This window comes from Crocosphaera sp. UHCC 0190 (assembly GCF_034932065.1).
Classification (GTDB): domain Bacteria; phylum Cyanobacteriota; class Cyanobacteriia; order Cyanobacteriales; family Microcystaceae; genus UHCC-0190.
The window spans coordinates 122,150-142,253 of sequence record NZ_JAYGHP010000005.1 but is presented as its reverse complement, the minus strand read 5'-3'; the positions used below and the strand labels follow the sequence as shown (position 1 = coordinate 142,253).

The 20,104-nt window shown below is 39.9% G+C and carries 18 protein-coding genes and 1 pseudogene; 10 read left to right on the top strand and 9 right to left on the bottom strand.

The features are described 5' to 3' along the window. Positions 1-226: 226 nt before the first annotated feature. Positions 227-1,561, bottom strand: coding sequence for a TIGR03279 family radical SAM protein (locus VB715_RS09900; protein ID WP_323301036.1), 1,335 nt, complete (start codon positions 1,559-1,561; stop codon positions 227-229). A 332-nt stretch (positions 1,562-1,893) separates the two neighbouring features. Here VB715_RS09900 and VB715_RS09895 point away from each other — a divergent pair, with 332 nt between their 5' ends. Next, positions 1,894-2,631, top strand: coding sequence for a Crp/Fnr family transcriptional regulator (locus tag VB715_RS09895; protein WP_323301035.1), 738 nt, complete (start codon positions 1,894-1,896; stop codon positions 2,629-2,631). A 123-nt stretch (positions 2,632-2,754) separates the two neighbouring features. Here VB715_RS09895 and glpK read toward each other — a convergent pair whose 3' ends face one another. After that, positions 2,755-4,260, bottom strand: a complete 1,506-nt coding sequence (glpK, locus tag VB715_RS09890; protein ID WP_323301034.1) for a glycerol kinase GlpK — start codon at positions 4,258-4,260, stop codon at positions 2,755-2,757. Between the two features lie 224 nt (positions 4,261-4,484). On the opposite strand from glpK, the gene VB715_RS09885 reads away from it, so the two are divergent. Next, positions 4,485-5,891, top strand: coding sequence for a carotenoid oxygenase family protein (locus tag VB715_RS09885; RefSeq protein ID WP_323301033.1), 1,407 nt, complete (start codon positions 4,485-4,487; stop codon positions 5,889-5,891). 1 nt (position 5,892) lies between these two features. Here the strand turns inward: VB715_RS09885 and VB715_RS09880 are convergent, their stop codons facing one another. Further along, positions 5,893-6,486, bottom strand: coding sequence for a YdcF family protein (locus VB715_RS09880; RefSeq protein WP_323301032.1), 594 nt, complete (start codon positions 6,484-6,486; stop codon positions 5,893-5,895). Between the two features lie 658 nt (positions 6,487-7,144). On the opposite strand from VB715_RS09880, the pseudogene VB715_RS09875 reads away from it, so the two are divergent. Together VB715_RS09875 and pdxH are read left to right on the top strand one after the other, a co-directional pair. After that, positions 7,145-7,396 (top strand): annotated as a pseudogene (locus VB715_RS09875) (transposase-like zinc-binding domain-containing protein); the annotation flags it as partial. 251 nt (positions 7,397-7,647) lie between these two features. Further along, a complete protein-coding gene (gene pdxH / locus VB715_RS09870; RefSeq protein ID WP_323301030.1) occupies positions 7,648-8,286 on the top strand; it encodes a pyridoxamine 5'-phosphate oxidase in 639 nt (212 codons plus the stop codon). Positions 8,287-8,289: 3 nt separating this feature from the next. On the opposite strand, the gene VB715_RS09865 is transcribed toward pdxH, so the two are convergent. Together VB715_RS09865 and VB715_RS09860 are read right to left on the bottom strand one after the other, a co-directional pair. Beyond that, complete coding sequence (locus VB715_RS09865) at positions 8,290-8,820, bottom strand: pentapeptide repeat-containing protein (protein ID WP_323301029.1); 531 nt, start codon at positions 8,818-8,820, stop codon at positions 8,290-8,292. Positions 8,821-9,168: 348 nt separating this feature from the next. After that, positions 9,169-9,930: a Tic22 family protein gene (locus VB715_RS09860; protein ID WP_323301028.1), complete on the bottom strand. Its 762-nt coding sequence runs from the start codon at positions 9,928-9,930 to the stop codon at positions 9,169-9,171. Positions 9,931-10,548: 618 nt separating this feature from the next. On the opposite strand from VB715_RS09860, the gene VB715_RS09855 reads away from it, so the two are divergent. The 3 genes from VB715_RS09855 to VB715_RS09845 all read left to right on the top strand — a co-directional run bounded on the left by VB715_RS09855 (position 10,549) and on the right by VB715_RS09845 (position 15,062). Beyond that, on the top strand, positions 10,549-12,129 hold the full coding sequence (locus tag VB715_RS09855; RefSeq protein WP_323301027.1) for an NAD(P)H-quinone oxidoreductase subunit 4: 1,581 nt from the start codon (positions 10,549-10,551) through the stop codon (positions 12,127-12,129). Positions 12,130-12,446: 317 nt separating this feature from the next. Next, positions 12,447-14,084 carry an ArnT family glycosyltransferase gene (locus VB715_RS09850; RefSeq protein WP_323301026.1) on the top strand — a complete coding sequence of 546 codons (1,638 nt, stop codon included), beginning with the start codon at positions 12,447-12,449 and terminating at the stop codon, positions 14,082-14,084. A 96-nt stretch (positions 14,085-14,180) separates the two neighbouring features. Then, positions 14,181-15,062: an alpha/beta fold hydrolase gene (locus VB715_RS09845; RefSeq protein WP_323301025.1), complete on the top strand. Its 882-nt coding sequence runs from the start codon at positions 14,181-14,183 to the stop codon at positions 15,060-15,062. Between the two features lie 117 nt (positions 15,063-15,179). On the opposite strand, the gene VB715_RS09840 is transcribed toward VB715_RS09845, so the two are convergent. After that, positions 15,180-15,587 (bottom strand): hypothetical protein, encoded by a 408-nt coding sequence (locus VB715_RS09840; RefSeq protein ID WP_323301150.1) that lies wholly within the window; start codon positions 15,585-15,587, stop codon positions 15,180-15,182. 213 nt (positions 15,588-15,800) lie between these two features. Here VB715_RS09840 and VB715_RS09835 point away from each other — a divergent pair, with 213 nt between their 5' ends. Together VB715_RS09835 and VB715_RS09830 are read left to right on the top strand one after the other, a co-directional pair. Beyond that, positions 15,801-16,427: a low-complexity tail membrane protein gene (locus tag VB715_RS09835; protein WP_323301024.1), complete on the top strand. Its 627-nt coding sequence runs from the start codon at positions 15,801-15,803 to the stop codon at positions 16,425-16,427. Positions 16,428-16,518: 91 nt separating this feature from the next. Continuing rightward, positions 16,519-16,716 (top strand): hypothetical protein, encoded by a 198-nt coding sequence (locus VB715_RS09830; RefSeq protein WP_323293982.1) that lies wholly within the window; start codon positions 16,519-16,521, stop codon positions 16,714-16,716. A gap of 24 nt (positions 16,717-16,740) precedes the next feature. Here VB715_RS09830 and VB715_RS09825 read toward each other — a convergent pair whose 3' ends face one another. Further along, positions 16,741-17,640: a hypothetical protein gene (locus VB715_RS09825; RefSeq protein ID WP_323301023.1), complete on the bottom strand. Its 900-nt coding sequence runs from the start codon at positions 17,638-17,640 to the stop codon at positions 16,741-16,743. 168 nt (positions 17,641-17,808) lie between these two features. On the opposite strand from VB715_RS09825, the gene VB715_RS09820 reads away from it, so the two are divergent. Continuing rightward, positions 17,809-18,672, top strand: coding sequence for a tetratricopeptide repeat protein (locus VB715_RS09820; RefSeq protein WP_323301022.1), 864 nt, complete (start codon positions 17,809-17,811; stop codon positions 18,670-18,672). Here the strand turns inward: VB715_RS09820 and sipA are convergent, their stop codons facing one another. Together sipA and VB715_RS09810 are read right to left on the bottom strand one after the other, a co-directional pair. Then, entirely contained in the window at positions 18,673-18,921 is a 249-nt protein-coding gene (sipA, locus tag VB715_RS09815; protein ID WP_323301021.1) for a regulatory protein SipA, read from the bottom strand. It lies immediately after the preceding gene. A 143-nt stretch (positions 18,922-19,064) separates the two neighbouring features. Next, positions 19,065-20,051 carry a sirohydrochlorin chelatase gene (locus VB715_RS09810; protein WP_323301020.1) on the bottom strand — a complete coding sequence of 329 codons (987 nt, stop codon included), beginning with the start codon at positions 20,049-20,051 and terminating at the stop codon, positions 19,065-19,067. Between the last annotated feature and the right edge of the window lie 53 nt (positions 20,052-20,104).

Below are 20,104 nucleotides of genomic sequence, written 5' to 3'. Positions count from 1 at the left end.
TCTAACCTAAAATTCTGTGCTTCCTAACTATAGAATAAACAGTTATCATGAAGAATGATCGATAGAAGTACAATTCTTAACTTAATCTGTTGTGCATTTAAACTGATCATTTAAAGTTTTGCACCAAAACTTTAAACCCTTTCTCCACTTCGACTAAGCTCAGTGTAAACCTGTTCCCTGCTCCTCGACAGTCTTAACTAGCAAGTTAGATGACGAACAGCTTATCCTAACCGTCCAAAAATGTTCCAATTAATCCGGGAATGTTACTGATAGGAAAAATGGGAATTTGTAGCTTTTCAGAAATTTCATCAATCGTCATATCATCCAAAAAACAAGTATCATCATGTTTGAGCATAACCGATGGTAATAAAATTCCATCTCCTAAGTCTTTATCCTTTAAACCTGATAGTAAATCTTGACCGGTTAAAAGTCCTGTAACCGTAATTTCTTGTCCCCAATAATTACTCCGTAAAGCAGCTAAATTAACCGTTAAATTTTCAACGTGATTCAATTGTTTAACTAAGGGTTGAAAAGCTTTTTCAACAGCATTGCCAACAACCCAGGTTAAGGTTTTTGAGCTATCTATTTTCGGGGGTAATAACTGAGTTGCTAGGGTTTGAAATTCCTTAATAAATTGACGAATAGAACCCACACCATTACCAATTTGGGGATAATCTTCGTAATGAGATTCTGGGGGTAATTCTTCTTGAGCAATTAAAAACCACTCATCCGCTAACCAAGCAAAATTACTGCCAAGTTTATGATAGAATTTTTCTTGTAATATTTGTACCTGTTTAATCACTTCCTTGGCTTTTTCTGGAGTAACTGGTATTAATTCATCTTCTTGAGGACGAAACCGAGTTAACCCCACAGGAACCACTGCTGCGGAGATAATTGTGGGGATTTCTCCTGGATAAAAACTGGCTAAATCAAACAGGGTTTTTTCTAAATGAATACCATCATTAATCCCCGGACAAACGACTACTTGTGCATGAAGTTGTAAGCGTCTTTCTTGAAACCATTTAAACTGTTCTATAATTTGTCCGGCTCGATGATTTTTTAGGAGTCTAATTCTAACCTCTGGTTCCGTTGCATGAACCGAAACAAATAAGGGAGACAAGCGCATGGCTTCAATTCTATCCCATTCTTTTTGCGTCAAATTAGTTAAAGTTAAATAACTACCATAAAGAAAACTTAAACGATAATCATCATCTTTCAAATACAAACTATCCCGCTTACCTGGAGGTTGTTGATCAATAAAACAAAACGGACAATGATTATTACATTGAATTAAACCGTCAAATAAAGCCGTTTCAAACTCCAATCCCAAATCATCATCATAGTCTTTTTCTAGTTCTACCTGATGAATTTTCCCCTTGGTATCTAATACCTCTAACTCTAAAAATTCCTCGGAACATAAAAATTGATAATCAATCAAATCACGGGGTTTTGTACCATTGATCGAAATAATCGCATCTCCCACTTCAAAGCCAACTTCTTCAGCAATAGAATTCGGTAAAACATAACTAATTTTAGCGGGACGAATGGTTAGGTTACTCATGATTAAAAATGAAATAATAAACAGTGTAAATAGCAAATCTTGGCTCTACCGAACCTGCTATGTAAAACTATTAAAAAATATATAGTCAAACCCTTAAGGGTTAAGCTATACAGACAAAACCCGCCTACGCGGGTTTGATTTAGTCTCTGAAGGGAGACTTGGTTTCTATCGTATCAGGCTTCAGTCTGTATGTAGGTGTTGATTTAGCTTTAGACCATATAAATATTATAAACTCCAGCAACAGATTGAAACTTGCAATTTATCCGATAAAGAAAGATAATAAAAGCAGAAGGTCAACAATATTTCATTTCGCGTTAAAACGCGAAGGCATCATGTTAACAGACCAAGCTTCTTCTAAACCCCTCAATCAACGACTAGCAGCTTTACCAAAATCAGAATATGACCGCCTGATTCCACACTTAGAATGCGTCACCCTGGAACTAGGACAAGTTCTTCACCAACCAGGAGAATTAATTGAATCAGTATACTTTCCTAGTGAAGCCGTCGTTTCTTTCGTATCTATCTTAGAGAATGGCTCAACCACTGAAATTGCTTTAATCGGCCGAGAAGGAATGATCGGTCTTCCGGTCATCTGGGGAGGAAATTCTAGCACTACCCATGCCATAGTACAGATGGCCGATAGTTCCATGAAACTAAAAGCAGATGTCCTCAAGCGGGAGTTTGCCCGTGGCGGCGAACTGCAAAGACAATTATTGCTCTATAATCAAGCTCTTTTTACCCAAGTCGCCCAAACTGCTGCCTGTAATCGCCATCATAACATAAAACAACGATTTGCTCGCTGGTTGTTGTCTTTTCAAGATGGCAGCGATAGCCATTATTTGTCTCTCACTCAAGAATTTATGGCCGATATGTTGGGGGTGCGACGTGCTGGCGTAACGGTAGCGGCCAAATTCTTACAAAAAAAAGGCGTGATCGATTATCATCGTGGGACAATTCAAATTTTGAAGCGAAGAGAATTAGAAGCCTTTGCTTGTGAGTGTTACTGGCTTGTGCGTAAGGAATATGAAAGGTTGCTGAATGTTCCCCCGCTAAGCCATGAGGTGGTATAACGGGGAAGAAGCTTATACCAAACTTATCCCTGAGAGGGGGGAGTTATTAAAACCAACAAAACCCAGTAGAGACGTTTCAGGCAACGTCTCTACGTTAATCTATTTTGATAACCGGATTTGGTATTACTCCTGAATCCAATGTTTAGCCCTTTCTACAGCCCGTTTCCAGGTCGCAAAATTCCCTTGAACCTTCGCTGCATTTTCCCCAGGTTCAAACACCCGATCAATTTTACGATGGGCAATTAAAGCATCATAATCATCCCAAAAACCCACGGCTAAACCCGCTCCAAAGGCGGCCCCTTGGGCCGTGGCATCTAACACCGCAGGGCGTTCCACAGGAACCCCTAATGCGTCTGCTTGAAACTGCATCAAAAAGTTATTTTGTGAGGCTCCACCATCCACTTTTAAGCGGGCCACAGACATATCTGAGTCTTTGTTAATGGCCTCAACCACCTCTTTAACTTGATAAGCGATGGCCTCTAAAACGGCCCGAACCATATGTTCTCGCTGTACACCCCCTGTAATGCCTAAAAATGCCCCCCGTGCGGTCATATCCCAATGAGGGGCCCCCAAACCGCTTAAAGCAGGGACAAAGTACACCCCATTGGTATCAGCAACTTGGTTACACAGGGTTTCGGTTTCGGCTGCATGATTAATAATTTTCAGGCCATCCCGTAACCATTGAATGGCGGCCCCAGTGGTAAAAATTGCCCCTTCTAAGGCGTAATTAGCAGATTTTTCGGTTGTCCAAGCAACGGTGGCCAGGAGTCGATTCTGCGATCGCATCACTTCATGACCGGCCTGGACAATTAAGAAAGAGCCTGTCCCATAGGTACATTTTAACAACCCTGGACGACTGCAACCATGAGCAAATAAAGCCGCTTCTTGATCCCCAAAAATGCCTGTAATGGGAATTTCTACCCCCAATAAATCAGCATCCGTATGACCAAAAAGCCCCATACTCGGTTTAATTTCTGGCATAATCTGGGGGGGAATCTTGAATAAATCTAACAAGGTTTGATCCCAATTTCGGGTATCAAGATTCATCAACATGGTGCGACTGGCATTACTATGATCGGTGGCGTGAACTTTACCCCCGGTTAGGTTCCACAGCATCCAAGTATCAACGGTTCCCGCAATCACATGATCAAAATTCATGTCTGGTTTATTTTCCTTTACCCAGTCAATTAACCACGCTAATTTTGTGGCGGAAAAATAGGGATCAAGAATTAATCCCGTACGTTTTTCAATCTCTTCGGCTTTGCCTTGTTCCCGCAATTTTAGGCAGAGGGGCGAAGTTCGTCTATCTTGCCAAACAATGGCTTTATGTAGGGGTTTTCCTGTATTTTTATCCCATAATAAACAGGTCTCTCGTTGTACCGTTAGACCAATTGTAGCGATATCTTTGGCGGGAATATTGGTTTTTTCTAATACCTGTTCTAAAACATTACGGGTATCTTGCCAAATTTCTAAGGCATCATGTTCCAACCAACCAGGGTGGGGATAATGTTGGGTTAATTCTTTATAAGCTTGACCGACAATTGATCCTTGATGGTCAAATATTATAGCACGATTGCCCGTCGTTCCTAAGTCGAGAGCTAAGACGTACTTTGATTGATTATGGGTCATTGGTGATCACAATTTGAATTCTTCAGTGACAATCTATAAAGATTGTTCTCTTAGGTTTATCAAAGAATCGAGAAAATGTCTACTCATCGGTTTCTCTGATACAAAAATTATCATAAAAGCTAATAATAAATATATGATAATTGATAGCCCATAGCGTCGGAATCAGAAAAAATCCTGACAAAATTGTTAAGCTCATAAAGGTAAAGATTAAAGGTTAAAATATTATGCCCACTTGGTCAAAGGCGATCGCAGAACCGGCCCAAGAGTTCCCCTTAAAACCCTTACCTATTCTATCAGGACAAATCCCTGATGGACTACGAGGCACATTATACCGGAATGGGCCAGGCCGCTTAGAAAGAGGGGGTCAAAAAGTAGGTCATTGGTTTGATGGAGATGGGGCAATTTTAGCGGTTCATTTCAGTGCAGCAGGAGCAACCGCAACCTATCGTTATGTCAACACCCAAGGGTATCAAAAAGAAGCTGAAGCCCACCAATTTTTATACCCTAATTATGGCATGACTGTTCCCGGCCCCTTTTGGAAAACTTGGGGAAAAGACGTAAAAAATGCAGCAAATACATCTGTTTTGGCTTTACCAGATAAGCTTTTAGCTTTGTGGGAAGGAGGAAATCCCTATGCTTTAGATTTAGATAATTTAGAAACGAAAGGATTAGATAATTTATCGATTTTAACCATAACAGAACCCTTTTCAGCACACCCTAAAATTGAAGCAAAAACAGGAAATATTTATAATTTTGGCATCAGTTTAGGGGCAAAAGTTATCCTTAATCTTTATAAAAGTGATAAGACAGGAAAAGTTAACAAAAAATCAACTTATCCTTTAGATGGGTTACGCATTGTCCATGATTTCGTCTTGGCAGGATCTTATTTAGTCTTTTTTGTACCTCCTATTCGTGTGAAGTTGTTACCCACAGCTTTAGGGTTTTCTAGTTTAAGTGATGCAATGGAATGGAAACCGGAATTAGGGACAGAAATCTTGATTTTTGATCGGGAAACTTTATCTTTAGTTAGTCGAAGTGAAACTGATCCTTGGTTTCAATGGCATCATACTAATGGATATGTTAACGATCAAGGCAATATTATTGTTGAATTTGTGCGTTATCCTGACTTTAAAACCAATCAAAATTTAAAAGAAGTTGCTACGGGAAAAATACAAACACCCGCCAAAGGAACTCTCTGGGAAATTGAAATTAATCCTAGTAATAGTCAAGTCATTAATCAACAACAATTATTAGATCGTGGCTTGGATTTTCCCATTACTCCTAAACATCAAACCGGACAATTTTGGCGTTATACCTATCTATCAGTCCATCGAGATCAGGCAAATTTATCTCAAGAAATTTTTGGGGCGATCGCTCGTTTTGATCGTCAATTAAATACCCTAAGTATTGCAGACATGGGAGAAAATGGCTATCCATCAGAACCAATTTTTGTTCCCAATAGCTCTAATTCAGAACAAGGTTGGGTCTTAACAGTTGTTTATCATGGAGATAGGGATCGCTCAGAAGTCAGAATTTATGATAGTGAAGCCTTAGATCATGATCCTATCTGTTGTTTAGCCTTACCTCATGTGATTCCCTTAGGTTTTCATGGTACTTGGAAACAGGTATAAGTTAAGGATCGATTAAGTTTTCCCCTGTTTTTCCTGTTAGTAACCATAATAAAGATCGTCCCCCGTCTCTTACTATTTTTTCTAGGGGTTCGGGGGAACCATGAGAAGGAACAGCAATGGGTTTTATAACAATTCCTTGACTACCAAAAACGATTTCTCCAATGACTCTGGCCCGGTTCATGTGATTATCAGAAGTGATCAGATAAACACTATCAATTCCTTGGGATTTTAATTCTTTAACTAAGGTAGTAAAATTTGTTACCGTATCTTTAGCATGGTAGTCGAGATGAAGGCGATCGCTTTTTACCCCTGCCTTAGTAAAGATTTTGGTCGCATAGCCTTGGGGACTGCCAGAAGACACCCAGATCGGCAAATTCGGGTGTTTTAGGGCTAATTGAGCGGCAAAGTGTTCTCGATCTTCGTGTCCCCCCAAAACAAAGATCGCTTCAGGTTGGACAAAATAGCTTTGTAATTGTTTATAACCGAACCATAGACCGAGGGTTAACAGAGGAATCAGGGGAAAAATCCTCATTTTGGCTCTGCGAGGGGGAATAACCTTAATTTCTCTTCTGGGAGAACGTATCTTAAGCAACATGAATCAGACTCTCACACCAACATCTTGAATGCGTCGATCACTATCAGGATAAACCTATCTTTGATGACGCATCTCAAACAATTATGCTCCCTTAATCAAAGAGTAGCATAATTAAGAGTTTATAAAGAAACGGGACTGGCCGGATTTGAACCGGCGACCTAGCGCTTCAGATTCGTGTAGGTTTCCCTACTCTCTGGACTATTCCTTCACCCTAGACATAAACTTGTCCGTAGGTGGTGGCCGTTATGTTGTAGGCTTTTTCTCTGCTATCCTATGAATTCCCCTTAGCAACCCACAACCAGTCTCTGCACCTTCTCTACCAGGGACGTAGAGCTTGGCTCAAGATTACCCTATCTTAGTCTTAGACTTAGGCTTCCTTGAGTTTGACCACATTCATGCCTGACGTTTCCATACAGGATGCCCGATATTTCAGGAGGCGCTTGCTCTATCCTACTGAGCCACAGCCCCATAGGTTATGATTTATAAATAATAGCATTGAAACGTGACATCCTCCCCACCCTGACCGCTTAGGCGGTACAGGGTGGGCTTCCCAATTCACATTGAGATATTTCTGCCCACAGGGCGTTGCATCACTCCGGGATGATTTATAATAAAGGGAAAAATTTTATGGCAGCGATCGCTGGCTAAACAAAACACAATGAACTGTCCCAAATGTGATTCTAATAATATTAGGAAAAACGGTCATCGAAGAGGAAAACAAAACTATCAATGTAAGAACTGTGGTCGTCAATTTATCGAATTTTATTCAGAACTGGGCTATCCTAAAAAAGTTAAAGAAGACTGTTTGACTATGTACCTTAATGGCAACGGATTTAGAGCCATTGAAAGAATTACTAAAGTCAACCATAACACAGTCATACGTTGGGTAAGACAGACAGCTAATCAGTTACCAGATAGTCCTAAAGACTACAATAATCAGGGGTTAAAGCTTGTTATTTGATTATTTGGCGGTCTCGCGGAGCGAGTGCTGCCGCAACGCAGCTAAAATTAGAAACTTTAAAAATTAGGAAAAAGTCAAATCATCTCGCAGTGATGCAACGCCGACATTTAAGTTAAAAAATTGGAAGTCGTATAAAGTCTGGATTCATTTTTGTCTTATAATAACTTTGTAATAAATCTTTACTTATTTTTTAATTTACAATGGATCTCAGTGCATTACGAGAAGAATATACCCGCAATGGCCTAACCCGAAAAGCTCTTGATCAAGACCCCTTTAAACAGTTTGAAAAATGGTTTCAACAAGCTTGTCAAGCGGAGTTACCGGAGCCAAATGCCATGAGTTTGGCCACGGTTTCGGCCCAAGGAGAACCCTCGATTAGAACGGTACTGTTAAAATATTTTGATGAAAAAGGATTTGTCTTTTTTACTAACTATGAAAGTCGAAAAGCTCAACAAATTGCCGAAAATCCCCAGGTTGCCCTCTTATTTTTATGGCTGCCCTTAGAACGGCAAGTTAAAATCCAAGGCACTGCAACTAAAATTTCTACAGCAGAGTCTTTATCCTATTTTACAACTCGTCCTAGAGGCAGTCAATTGGGGGCCTGGTGTTCGGCACAAAGTTCTGTTATTACCTCTCGACAACTGCTAGAAATGAAGTTTGAGGAAATTAAAAACAAATTCCAGCAGGGAGAAATCCCCCTACCTTCCTTCTGGGGAGGTTATCGCATTACTCCCCGACGGTTTGAATTTTGGCAGGGGCGACCGAACCGTTTACACGATCGCTTCTCCTATACCTCCGGGGATGATAGAACTTGGGAAATCCATCGTTTAGCCCCGTAAATCTCAGCCTGACCAACTCACCCAATTAGCAGAATGGGTTGATAGGGGTTGTTCTAACTCACACTGTTGACTACCTTTTAAATGGGCATCTGTGGTATCGGCCACGCTTAAATCGGTGTTAACAATAACCGCATGGCAAAGGTTTGCACCCCTTAAGTCAGCCCCATCTAAGTTAACTTCTTTCAGGTTGGCTCTGGTAAGATTGGCATTCTGCAAATTAGCACAGCGGAGATCAGCATGGGTTAAGTTAACTCCCGCTAAATCTGCCCCTGTTAAGTCGGCCCCAATGAGGTTAATTTCCGTGAGATTAGCACCGACTAAATGAGAGTAACTCAGATCAGCATCGGTTAAATTGGCTTGAGCGAGACAAGCACCACTTAAATCGGTTTCTTTTAAATTAGCCCCACTCAAGTCCGCACGGGTTAGATCAATGCGCTGCAAATTGAGTCCTTCTAGGTTAGCTTGATGTAGGTTTTCTTCTTGAAAATTTCGTTGATTTTTGAGGTAGTGAGTAAATAATTCTCTCTCTTTCATCACTGCGCCCTCCTAATGAGCTTATGCGCTTATTTTTGGCTTAAATTTAGGGAAAAAATGTATTTTGTTTAGGGACAAGTTTTCAAATTAAGGTCAAAATGTCAGCATCTAATAACTCAATTCTAAAGGATTTTACGGAGAACTATTAACATTATTCCTTGAAAGTCAACAATATGTTATAAAAATTAATACTTATTCATAATTGATTTTAGGGGAGGGTTGATCTAACAGATTGTTCACGAGATCACCCCCACGGATAGGGTTTGTGGCTGCAAAAAAGAAAGCTAAGGCGAAACGACCTTAGCTACAATTGAGGCAATACTCTTCTTAGATCTTAACAGCAACCGACTATTTTTTAGGGGTAGTGGGCTGAGATTGTCCCTGTTGAGATTGCATAGATTGTTGAATAAATTTAATTGTTTCCTGGGAGGGAATCAGTTGAATTTGCTTAAGCATTGCATCATCCTTTTGATGTAATGCTGCAATCAAATTTTCTAGGGGAATTACCTCTATTTTCATAGTAGCAGCAAGATCAGGTTGATCCTTCTTCAACTGATCAGCAATGGCTTGGATTTGAGCTTTTTCAAAGAAGAAAGGAATCACTTCTTGATTATTTTGTTGAATAGTTAACATCGCTTGTTCCGGGCCCCCTCGTAAAATGAACAAAGGAACACCCCCCTTATACTCTTGTCCACTCTCACTCAAGACTGTTTTCGCAGAGTCAACGGCACTTTGCATCGGAATATAAGCAAACTTTAACTGTTCTGCTTCTTTACTACTGGCGATCGCTAATTGATAGACTTGACCCAAAGAAACAGGCTGAACCTTGACTTGTTTGGCTAAATCTGGCTGAGCTTCTTTGAGTTTCCCTAAAAAAGTATCCGCATCTTGTTGACTCATAAAGACTTGGGTAACTTTTTGGTTATCGGCCAAAGTCGCAATAAGTGGGCCACCGTCTGCTGTGGTGATCGTAAACACAGGAATTTGCAGGACTTTCAGAACATCTGCTTCAGGCAAGGCCAGGGCTTTGGGAAGATGACCCAACCAAGAAGTTAAGAGCGTACTTCCCACTAACCCTAAAGTAGCACTCCAACGGATCAAAGATTTCATATAAACTGACCTCAGGTTTTACAGGTATGTATAATGGGAAAATTATCAAGATATCCCCTCACCAGATCGGATTACCTGGGAGGCTTGACCAATTTGGCTACCCCTATTCGCGTCACGACTGATTACGCTTAGGCTAAGTTCCATTTAAGTCTTCGGACATCATAACAAAGGATTTCTTAAAGGAGTGGCTCCTTTGAGGACAGTTGTTGTTGTGTCGTTTTTGATAATCAATTGCCAATGACTTATTGTTAATTGTCGATTATTTCTATTAACCAAAATGAGATAAAAATGAAAAGCCTTCGGGCGTCTTGCCGTGTTTCGACTCCAAAGGCTTTTGCATATCACTCTTACTCCTCACACACAAGAATAATCTATCAGTCGAAATACTTAATCCCCACAGTAATTGTGACACTTTGTAAATTGTCACAGACTAAAACCTTAAACTTAAGATTGTCAAAATAGTCTCTCCTCAAAAATGTTGCTAGATTGTTTGTGGTAGGGCGATCTCCCCCAAATTGCCAAATTAAACGGGTATCCACCAAGCTTCAAACTCCTAAACCCTGATCCCTAGTCCATGTCAAACGCCAACTTATTGATGAACTTTAGAAGAAATTTCCAATGAACCTTGCTAATTTTCCTTGGTTAACCACCATTATTCTCTTCCCCATTGTGGCCGCCTTGTTCATCCCGATCATTCCTGACAAGGACGGTAAAACCGTTAGATGGTATGCCCTGACAGTAGGATTGATCGACTTTGTCATTATTGTCTATGCCTTTTACACAGGATACGATCTCAGTAACCCCAATCTCCAATTAGTGGAAAGTTATGCTTGGGTTCCCCAAATCGACTTAAAGTGGTCAGTGGGTGCTGATGGGTTATCCATGCCCCTAATTTTATTAACAGGGTTTATCACCACTTTAGCCACCATGGCTGCTTGGCCTGTCACCTTTAAACCCAAACTCTTTTACTTCCTGATGCTGTTAATGTACGGCGGACAAATTGCCGTTTTTGCCGTACAGGATATGTTGCTGTTCTTCCTGGTGTGGGAATTAGAATTAGTCCCTGTGTATTTAATTCTTTCCATTTGGGGGGGTAAACGTCGTCTCTACGCTGCAACTAAGTTTATTCTCTACACCGCAGGGGGATCATTATTTATCCTGGTTGCTGCCTTAACCATGGCCTTTTTTGGGGATACTGTTACCTTTGATATGAGTGCGATCGCCGCCAAAGGAATTCCCCTTAATTTACAATTATTCCTCTATGCGGGTTTATTGATTGCCTATGGGGTCAAATTGCCCATTTTTCCCCTGCATACTTGGTTGCCTGATGCTCATGGAGAAGCAACAGCACCGGCCCATATGTTACTGGCGGGTATCCTCTTAAAAATGGGAGGTTATGCCCTGTTACGGATGAATGCGGGGATGTTACCCGATGCTCACGCTTATTTTGCCCCTGTGTTGGTAATTTTAGGGGTGGTGAATATTGTTTATGCGGCTTTAACGTCTTTTGCTCAACGAAACCTCAAACGAAAGATCGCCTATTCGTCTATTTCTCACATGGGTTTTGTTCTCATAGGTATGGCTTCTTTTACCGAGATTGGTGTAAGTGGGGCGATGTTACAGATGATCTCCCATGGTTTAATTGGGGCGAGTCTCTTCTTTATGGTAGGTGCTACCTATGACCGTACCCATACCCTGATGTTAGATGAAATGGGGGGTATTGGCAAGAAAATGAAGAAGATATTTGCTATGTGGACAACTTGTTCCATGGCTTCTTTAGCCTTGCCCGGAATGAGTGGTTTTGTCGCAGAATTAATGGTATTTGTGGGCTTTGCTACCAGCGATGCTTATAATTCAACTTTTAAAGTGATTGTTGTCTTTTTAGCTGCAATAGGTGTGATCTTAACGCCCATTTATTTACTGTCAATGCTGCGAGAAATACTTTATGGCCCAGAAAACAAAGAGTTAGTTTCTCATACAAAACTCATTGATGCTGAACCCAGAGAGGTATTTATCATTGGTTGTTTGCTAATTCCTATTATTGGCATTGGTTTGTATCCTAAGATTGTGACCCAGATTTATGATGCAACCACCAGTCAATTAACCGCAAGATTGAGACATTCCGTGCCAAGTTTAGTGGAAAAGGTTGAAGTTGCTTCAACCTATAATATGCCACTCAAAGCACCCGCTATTAAGTAGATGTAGGGTGGGCAATGCCCACCTTTTCACCAAGTCAGAAGCCAGAACATCTTATACATCAAGTTATACATGGGGTATGATTAACATATCCCCACATAGATTCATAGAGATGGTGATGGATAGACAGGTAAATCCGATGGACACCGTATCAGTATCCGCTCATTTTGATGGTGAACGAATTTTATTAGACGAGCCTTTTGAACTGGAACCAAACACAAAGCTGATCGTAACTATCCTGCCCAAGCAAGATAATGTTACACTACTGCTGAACATTTACCAACATATTGTTGATTATCCCTATTTCTAAGACAAAAATCGTGTTCCCCAAACTCCCACCCTCAGTAATTTGGATATTACTGTTTGGTCTAATATTCCGTTCTATCATTGCTTTTTGGTTGCTTCCTGGCTATGACGAAGGCTATTATTATCTTTACACCCAACATTTAGATTGGAGTTACTTTGATCATCCTGTTTTCGTCGCATTAACTACAGGGTTTGGTATTTGGTTAACAGGTATTACCTCCCCCTTTACCCTACGCATTGGCACAGTATTTTTATATACAGGTAGCTTATTATTATTATACTTTACCAGTGCCAGATTGTTCAATGTTAAATCCGCTAAAATTACCTTAATTATTGCGTCAATTATTCCCATTTTTCAAATTGGTTTTGGTATTGTCACCCTTCCTGATAGTCCTTTAATCTTCTTTTGGTCAGCAGCTTTATATTGTGCTGTTTCTGAATTTTTTCCTGTAGATAATCAAATTTATATTCCTAGTTATCGTCTTAGTATTTTAGGTATTTTAATCGGTTTAGCTTGCTTAAGTAAATATCATGGGTTTGTTTTAGGTTTCTCTTTAGTTGCCTTTTGTTTAACCAGTTATCCTCATTGTCGTGCTTTATTTTCCCGTTGGACAGGATTAGGATTAATCTTATTTATTATAACATTATTTCCTCTCTTATTCTGGAATTTTAATCATGATTGGATATCTTTTAAATTTCAATTTTTTAATCGTTTTCTCCCGGTTCCCAATGTGCCAGAATCTTCCTACAATCTTTTGAATTCGTTAGCTGTATTTGGGGTAGGAATTGGACTATTATTTCCGACCATTGGCTTCCCCTTATGGTGGATTCTATTCCGAAGTTTATTATTACAATTATTCATACCCTTAAGAAAAGATGGTCAAATTGATTTAGATAGTGCAAATAAACCTTATTTCTGGGAAAAACAATTATTTATTCTCTGGTTATCTTTACCCTTAACATTAGGATTAATTATCTTAGGTGGGAAACAACAAATTTTGGTGACTTGGCCTATTCCTGGTTATTGGGGAGCTACTTTGTTATTAGGATTATATGCAGCTAAATGGGAAAAATATTCAAAGTTTTGGGTGGAATGGTGGTTAAAAGGAAGCACCATTATAATTACAACTATTTTGTTATTATTTTTAATTCATCTTAATACAGGAACTCTCTTAAAATCCAGTCAAAATGTTTTGTTCGGTGGTGTTTTTACCTCAGATAATGATCCCTCTAATGAACTAATTGATGTTAAACAATTAAGACAAGGAATGGCAAGCTCTCCCATTCTTTATAAGGCGTTAAAAGAGGCTGATTTTCTGTTTACTAATGCCTATTATTTAGGAGGATTAATCGATTTAGCCCTTAAACCCCTAAATCCAATTCCTGTAACTTGTTTCAGTTATGATAGACGAGGGTTTCCTTTTTGGCCGGATACGGAGCAATGGGTTGGTAAAAATGCCCTTTATATCACCTTGAAACGGTTTGCTGAAATGCCAGAATTAACCGCCGAATTTAGCGCATTTTTTGACAGTATTGAAGAAATTGGTACAGTAGAAATTAAACGAGGAGGAGTTATTGTTAATGTCTTTTATGTTTATAAAGCACATAATTTATTAAAACCCTATTTTTCTACAGAAAACTCGGTTAGATAAACTTAAATTTAGCGAATTAGGGCGTTAGGATGTCAATTGACAAAAAGGGAGTTACACTAGAAAGAAGTTAACATTACTTCATAAACTGCGATCGCCATGCAAATAGCTCCCATTTCCCCTAATTCTGCTGTATCTGGAAATTATTGGCAATGGCAAGGACATAATATCTATTATGTCCGAGCAGGGGTTAAACAGCCTCAACGTCCCCCTTTACTCTTGATACATGGTTTTGGTGCATCTACAGATCATTGGGATAAAAATATTGCTCAATTACAAGAAACCTTTGAAGTTTGGGCCATTGACTTATTAGGATTTGGTCGTTCTGCAAAACCCAATTTACAATATAGTGGTAATCTTTGGCGCGATCAACTCAATGATTTTATCACCGAAATAATTGGTCAACCTGTCATTTTAGCAGGTAATTCTTTAGGGGGTTATGCTTCGCTTTGTGTGGCGGCAGAATGTCCAAATGCTGCTAAAGGACTGATTTTACTTAATAGTGCTGGCCCATTTAGTGATAGTAAAAATCCCAAGAAACCTAATCCTATTCAAAAGTTAATTCGTTCTGTTTTACTCCATCCTTTCCCTAGCTATTTATTATTTCAATATATGCGTCGTCCGGCTAATATTCGCAAGACCTTAAAAAAAGTATATCTCAATCAAGAGGCAGTAACAGATAAGTTAGTTGAAGACATTTATCGTCCCTCTTGTGATGAGGGTGCTGTCCAAGTTTTTGCCTCCGTTTTCAAGACACCCCAAGGAGAAACTGTAGACAATTTATTACAACAATTAACCCATCCTTTATTAATGTTATGGGGTAGCGGTGATCCTTGGATGAATGCAAAACAACGAGGGGAAAAATACCGCCAATATTATCCTAATTTAACCGAATATTATCTAGAAGCTGGTCATTGTCCCCATGATGAAATTCCTGATGAAGTTAACCGTTTAATTCATGATTGGGTGATGAGTCATTAAACTTATAAAGATAGGACTTACTTACAAATCCTATTGATAGGGGTAATTCATGAATTACCCCTATAAAAAACACAATTTATCAAAATATTGTGTCAGTTCTAATCTAAATTAGAATTATTATTGAGCCGTAATTAAGTAGCTTTTCCAAGATAATTCTTCAGAAGCTTTTTGATTATCTTTACTCAAGAGTCGCCAGGTTTTCCCCTCAGCTTGTCGCTGAAGATAAATTTCAAATTGATTATTTTTCTGATTCACTTGTTGACGGGGTAAAATCAATTTCAAATTATAAGTTCCTTGCAGATGATAAGTTGGCAATTCAGAAACCACAATTGACTCAAGATTTTTAACATTAATTTGACCAATTTCTAACTGAGGATGCTTCGTATTTAACTGTTGACTCAGAGGATTTAATCGCTGACGGAGTTGTAAGCGGATGGCTTGTTGTATAATGTCTCCATCAGGGGCAAACTCAATGGGGGCAGTTGCCGTACCACAAGCCGTTAAAAAAATTAACAAAACTGTCATTAATAAGCCTCTTCTGAAAAGCTTTTTGAGAGAAGGCAGATAAGCAGCAACCGATGATAGACAACGGTCAAAAAATCCTGTTTTTGAGCAATGCCAAAAGCTTAATAGAGGAGACAATTGTGGGCAATTCATGCTAATCTAAAAGAAATAACTCATAAAAAAACGCTAGAATTTAGCTTACCAAGAAAACAGAATTATGGGTTAAAAAAAACAATGAACAATTTTCGTCTTGAACCCTTTTTGTGGATTCATTTGGCCGGGATAGCCGTTGCTCCCTTATTATTACTGGTAATGGGGTTAGGACTAGCGGTAGGTGATCCTTTGCCTTTTTATTGGCTAGAATTATTGTTAGTAGTAACCGTGGGGATTCTGCCTATTTTGTGGATGCAATGGACAAGGCCTTTTGATATTTTTAGTATCTTAATTGTTGCCATTAAACCCAACAGCTTAACCCCTGACCAACGCAAGATTTTAACTCTGTTGAAAACGCGAAAAAATAAGATTTTTAATACGATTGCCGCCTTAGTATTATTAGGCATTGCATGGCAATTGTATCATTGGGCCCCCCTTGGTGCAATCACAGCACAAATGCTTCCTCAATGGCGTATTTTAGGACTGATAATCGCAGCGATCGCCTTTTTATTAAGTAACCTATTTATCCAAATTCCCGTGAGTGTTGTGGGGGTTTTATTGACCTCACAACAACAGTGGTTAAACACTGCCCCCTATGATCTCGAAAAAATTCTCAAGGATTTCACTATCCTAGGATTACGGGTTAACAAAATCTTCTTAATCCCGACAATGCCCCCATCAGAGAATCTCAAGGAAGAAACTTCATAATTTCTTCCTAATTGTGTCATAGATATCAGCAGGGTCAAAAGCATCTGGGTTATGCTTAGGGAGGTAACGTTAAACGAATAGAGATAAGCCCATGACAAGCTTAACCGTTTCCCCTGACCGTCCGGCTGATGAAGAACGGGAGGTTTGGGAAAGTCTTCAACAGGCGATCGCTGATTGTTCTGGATTTCAACAATGGCAAGCCAGACAGAAGACTCCCCCAGAAATTTTATCCCTCGATCAACAAGTACGGTTATATCTTCGGGAAACCTTAGAAACCTTGGCTTATTAACCCTTTGAACGAGGGCTTTCCCCGTTAAAAGCCCTCACTTTCCAGGATATCCTGAGAATTTGGCTGAGGTTTGGGTTGGTGATGCTTCACAGGTTTGGGAAGGGGTGTGAGACGAGGGGAAGGGGTTTTTAGGGAAGATGGAGAGCGATCGCCAGAAATTACAGGCTTTTGGGGAGGGAATTGGGAAACACTTCGGTGATTATTCCGAAAAACTGGTTTTTTCTTCGGAACATGGCCGAGATTTGTCCCCGTTTTGAGAATCAGGATATCTTGCTCTAACTGTACTTGTAAATCCCAAAAATGACCCACAGACTTATCAGGAAGTGTCCCCTTGAGTTTTAACTTAAAAAACTTAGTTTTTTCCGAAGGACTCTTAGGAGATTGACGAATTTTGATAATAACAGTCTTTTTCTGGGGAGAGACATAGACAACTTCCCCGCGAATAGAAAAGTAACCGCTTTTGATAGGAATGGTAGGAGAGGTTAGGGACGCTTCCGTTGATGAGAGGGAGTCTAGGGTTTGATAGGTCGAGGGTTGCAAGGTTTCCGGTTCCCAAACCCCGGCAATTTGTAGTTGGAGTTGATCATTGGTTAGTCGAATACGGGGGTAAACAACCCACAGGTGAGGTTGATCGAGATCGACGTGCTTTTTGAGTACACTAATCACTTTACCAAGGATCACCGCATCAATAGTCGTTCCCTCCTTTGTTGTCAGTAGGCCTCGCGTCATTTGCCCTTCAGAACGTTGATACTGACCCTCAATTAAACCAATGGCCCGATACTGTCTGGGATGACTGGGGAGAGGAATCGGGACATTATGCTGAAGGCCCTTGTCAGTCTGAGATGGCATAATTGGAGTAGGTTGACTAGATAATCCTGATGATAAGTGATCAATCAGATGAAGTGACTCGAATGGTCGATTCACAGAAAAACGCATATTACACCCCTAACAGCAATCAAACGATAGACTTCAGATGATATTTACTCTAACAAGTTAAAATAACCTTTGTTACCCCCTATCAATGTTTAGTATGGTTTGGGAAACCAAACAAATTAACAAAACACTCGAACCCTTTCACTTAATTATCTCTTTATGAAAATCTCTAAAACCAAGCATCGCCGCTGGATTTATACTGCTTTAGTGTTAATGCTCTTAGCATTAATTTCTTTTTCCATTTTACCCTTAGTCAGTAGTATTGTTCAAGCCAGTCAACCTCAAGGGGAGAATTTATCCTTAGCTGCCACAGAATCCGCTAAATTAGAGAATGAAGCCCTAGGCTATCAATTGGTTTTAGAAAGAGAACCTGATAATGATAATGCCCTGCGTGGATTGTTAGAAGCACGACTAAGACAGGGAGATTTGGCCGCTGCACTCATTCCCTTAGAACGATTGGCCCAACTGAACCCCCAACAACCTCAGTATGGCTTATTATTAGCTCAAGGGAAACAACAGTTACAAGACTATGAAGGAGCGACGGCTACCTATCGAGAGATTTTAGCGGCAAATCCCGGTGAAATAGCAGCGTTAAAAGGAATGGTTGATGTACTGATCGCCCAAAATCGTTCTCAACAGGCGATTAGCTTAGTACAAAATACCTTAAATCAAGCCCTCAAGGAAGGATCTGAGGAGTCTCAGTCAGAGAGTCCTTTTAATTTAACCTCTCTCCAATTATTGTTAGGAGAAATTTACACCAAACAAAAGCGTTATGATGAGGCTTTGGCCATTTATGATCAAGCAATTAAAGGGGACGTTGATGATTTTCGTCCTCTCTTAGCTAAGGCAATTATGTTAAGGCAACAGGGTAAAGAAACGGAAGCACAAACCCTATTTAAAGATGCTATTCTTAAAGCTCCTGTTCAATACAAAGAGCAACTCAAAGACATTGCTTTAGAAAGTCAAAAATCAGCGAATAAAACTGACAATTCAGTGACAGAAACTGAGGAAGAAACTAAATAGTTAAGTCACAGTATGAGATGATTCCTGAGAGGTTAGAAGGGCAATATATTGACTTTCCATCAAGAAAGTTCCTCTGGCAAATTTAACCCCCCAATAACCTCCAGGACGACGATCCATAACCGTTCCTTCCTCCCCAATTTCTAAGATATCAGCAGGGCGTAACATGGGCATAGGGTCGGCGGTTTTCAAGTAGGGAGGTTTGGCAATTAAAGAAATTTTACTACCAACGGCAACTCGTTGTTTATCCATACTTAAAGAAAATAGGAAATAGGACTGATTATTGTCAAGTAAATTTATTATAACTTATTCTTTGATTTTTTAAATTTTATAGTATAGGGACGCTTCATAAAACGCCCCTACAAAATAACCAAACCTGTTACAATTTAACAGTCTTATGGTGTCTGCCAAATCCGCTGATGATAATCTTCAACTTTGGCGTAAGGATCGGGGTTTGAATGATGATGATGGTGATGATCGTGGGAATGATGATGATGGCCATGATCGTCAACCGCAGCAAGACGAAACTTACACATCTCACAGTTCATCTGGACTTGTCCCTGTTGAGTTTCTAACTCTCGTTCCCTGACAACCTGTAACAGTTGAGGATGAATACCCATCTCCGGTAAACAAGTCATCTCAATCTCAGGATAAAGGGTTTGTTGTTCGGCAGTTGTTTGAAAAATTTTCTTGACTAATGCCCCAGTAAACAAGAAATAAGGTAACACAATAATCCGTTTTGGTTGGTAAAAAAGGGCCCGTTTAAACCCTTCTTCTAGACGAGGATGAGTAATACCAATAAAACAGGTTTCTACTGTTTGATAACCGCTACCTTCCCATAACATTCTCGCTAACTTACAGACATCCCCATTGGCATCAGGATCACTAGAACCCCTCCCAACAAATAATAACACCGTCTCAGACCGTTTAATTTCCTTGGGGTTAGCGTGGGGATGATCGAACTCAGCTAAGCGTTCCTGCCACAATTTAAACAGGTTGGGGGTAATGCCAAAATGTCGCCCATAGTGAAACTTTAACTCAGGGTAACGCTCTTTGGTGCGATCAAGTTCCTTGGTCACATCAAACTTGTTATGACGCGCTGCAAATAAAAGAATTGGTAAGGCAGAAATATCGGTATAACCTTGAGAGACACAATAGTCTACCCCTTGTTGAATGTAGGGTTCTGTCAGTTCCAAAAAGCAAGGAATCACGGGACGAGAATTGTCTAATGCTTGATAAGCAGCAACAAAGTCAAGAAAGGTTTGTTTTCCGTCAATATCTCTGGTTCCATGACCGATCATTAGGAGGGGACGAGATAAAGGTAAGGGGGGAAAATGAAGGGACTTTAGGGAGTCACACTCATCTAGCTTCACGGTGGACATTAATTGTTTAGAACTCCTGTACTTATATCTAATGGCAATTCTGACCTCTACAC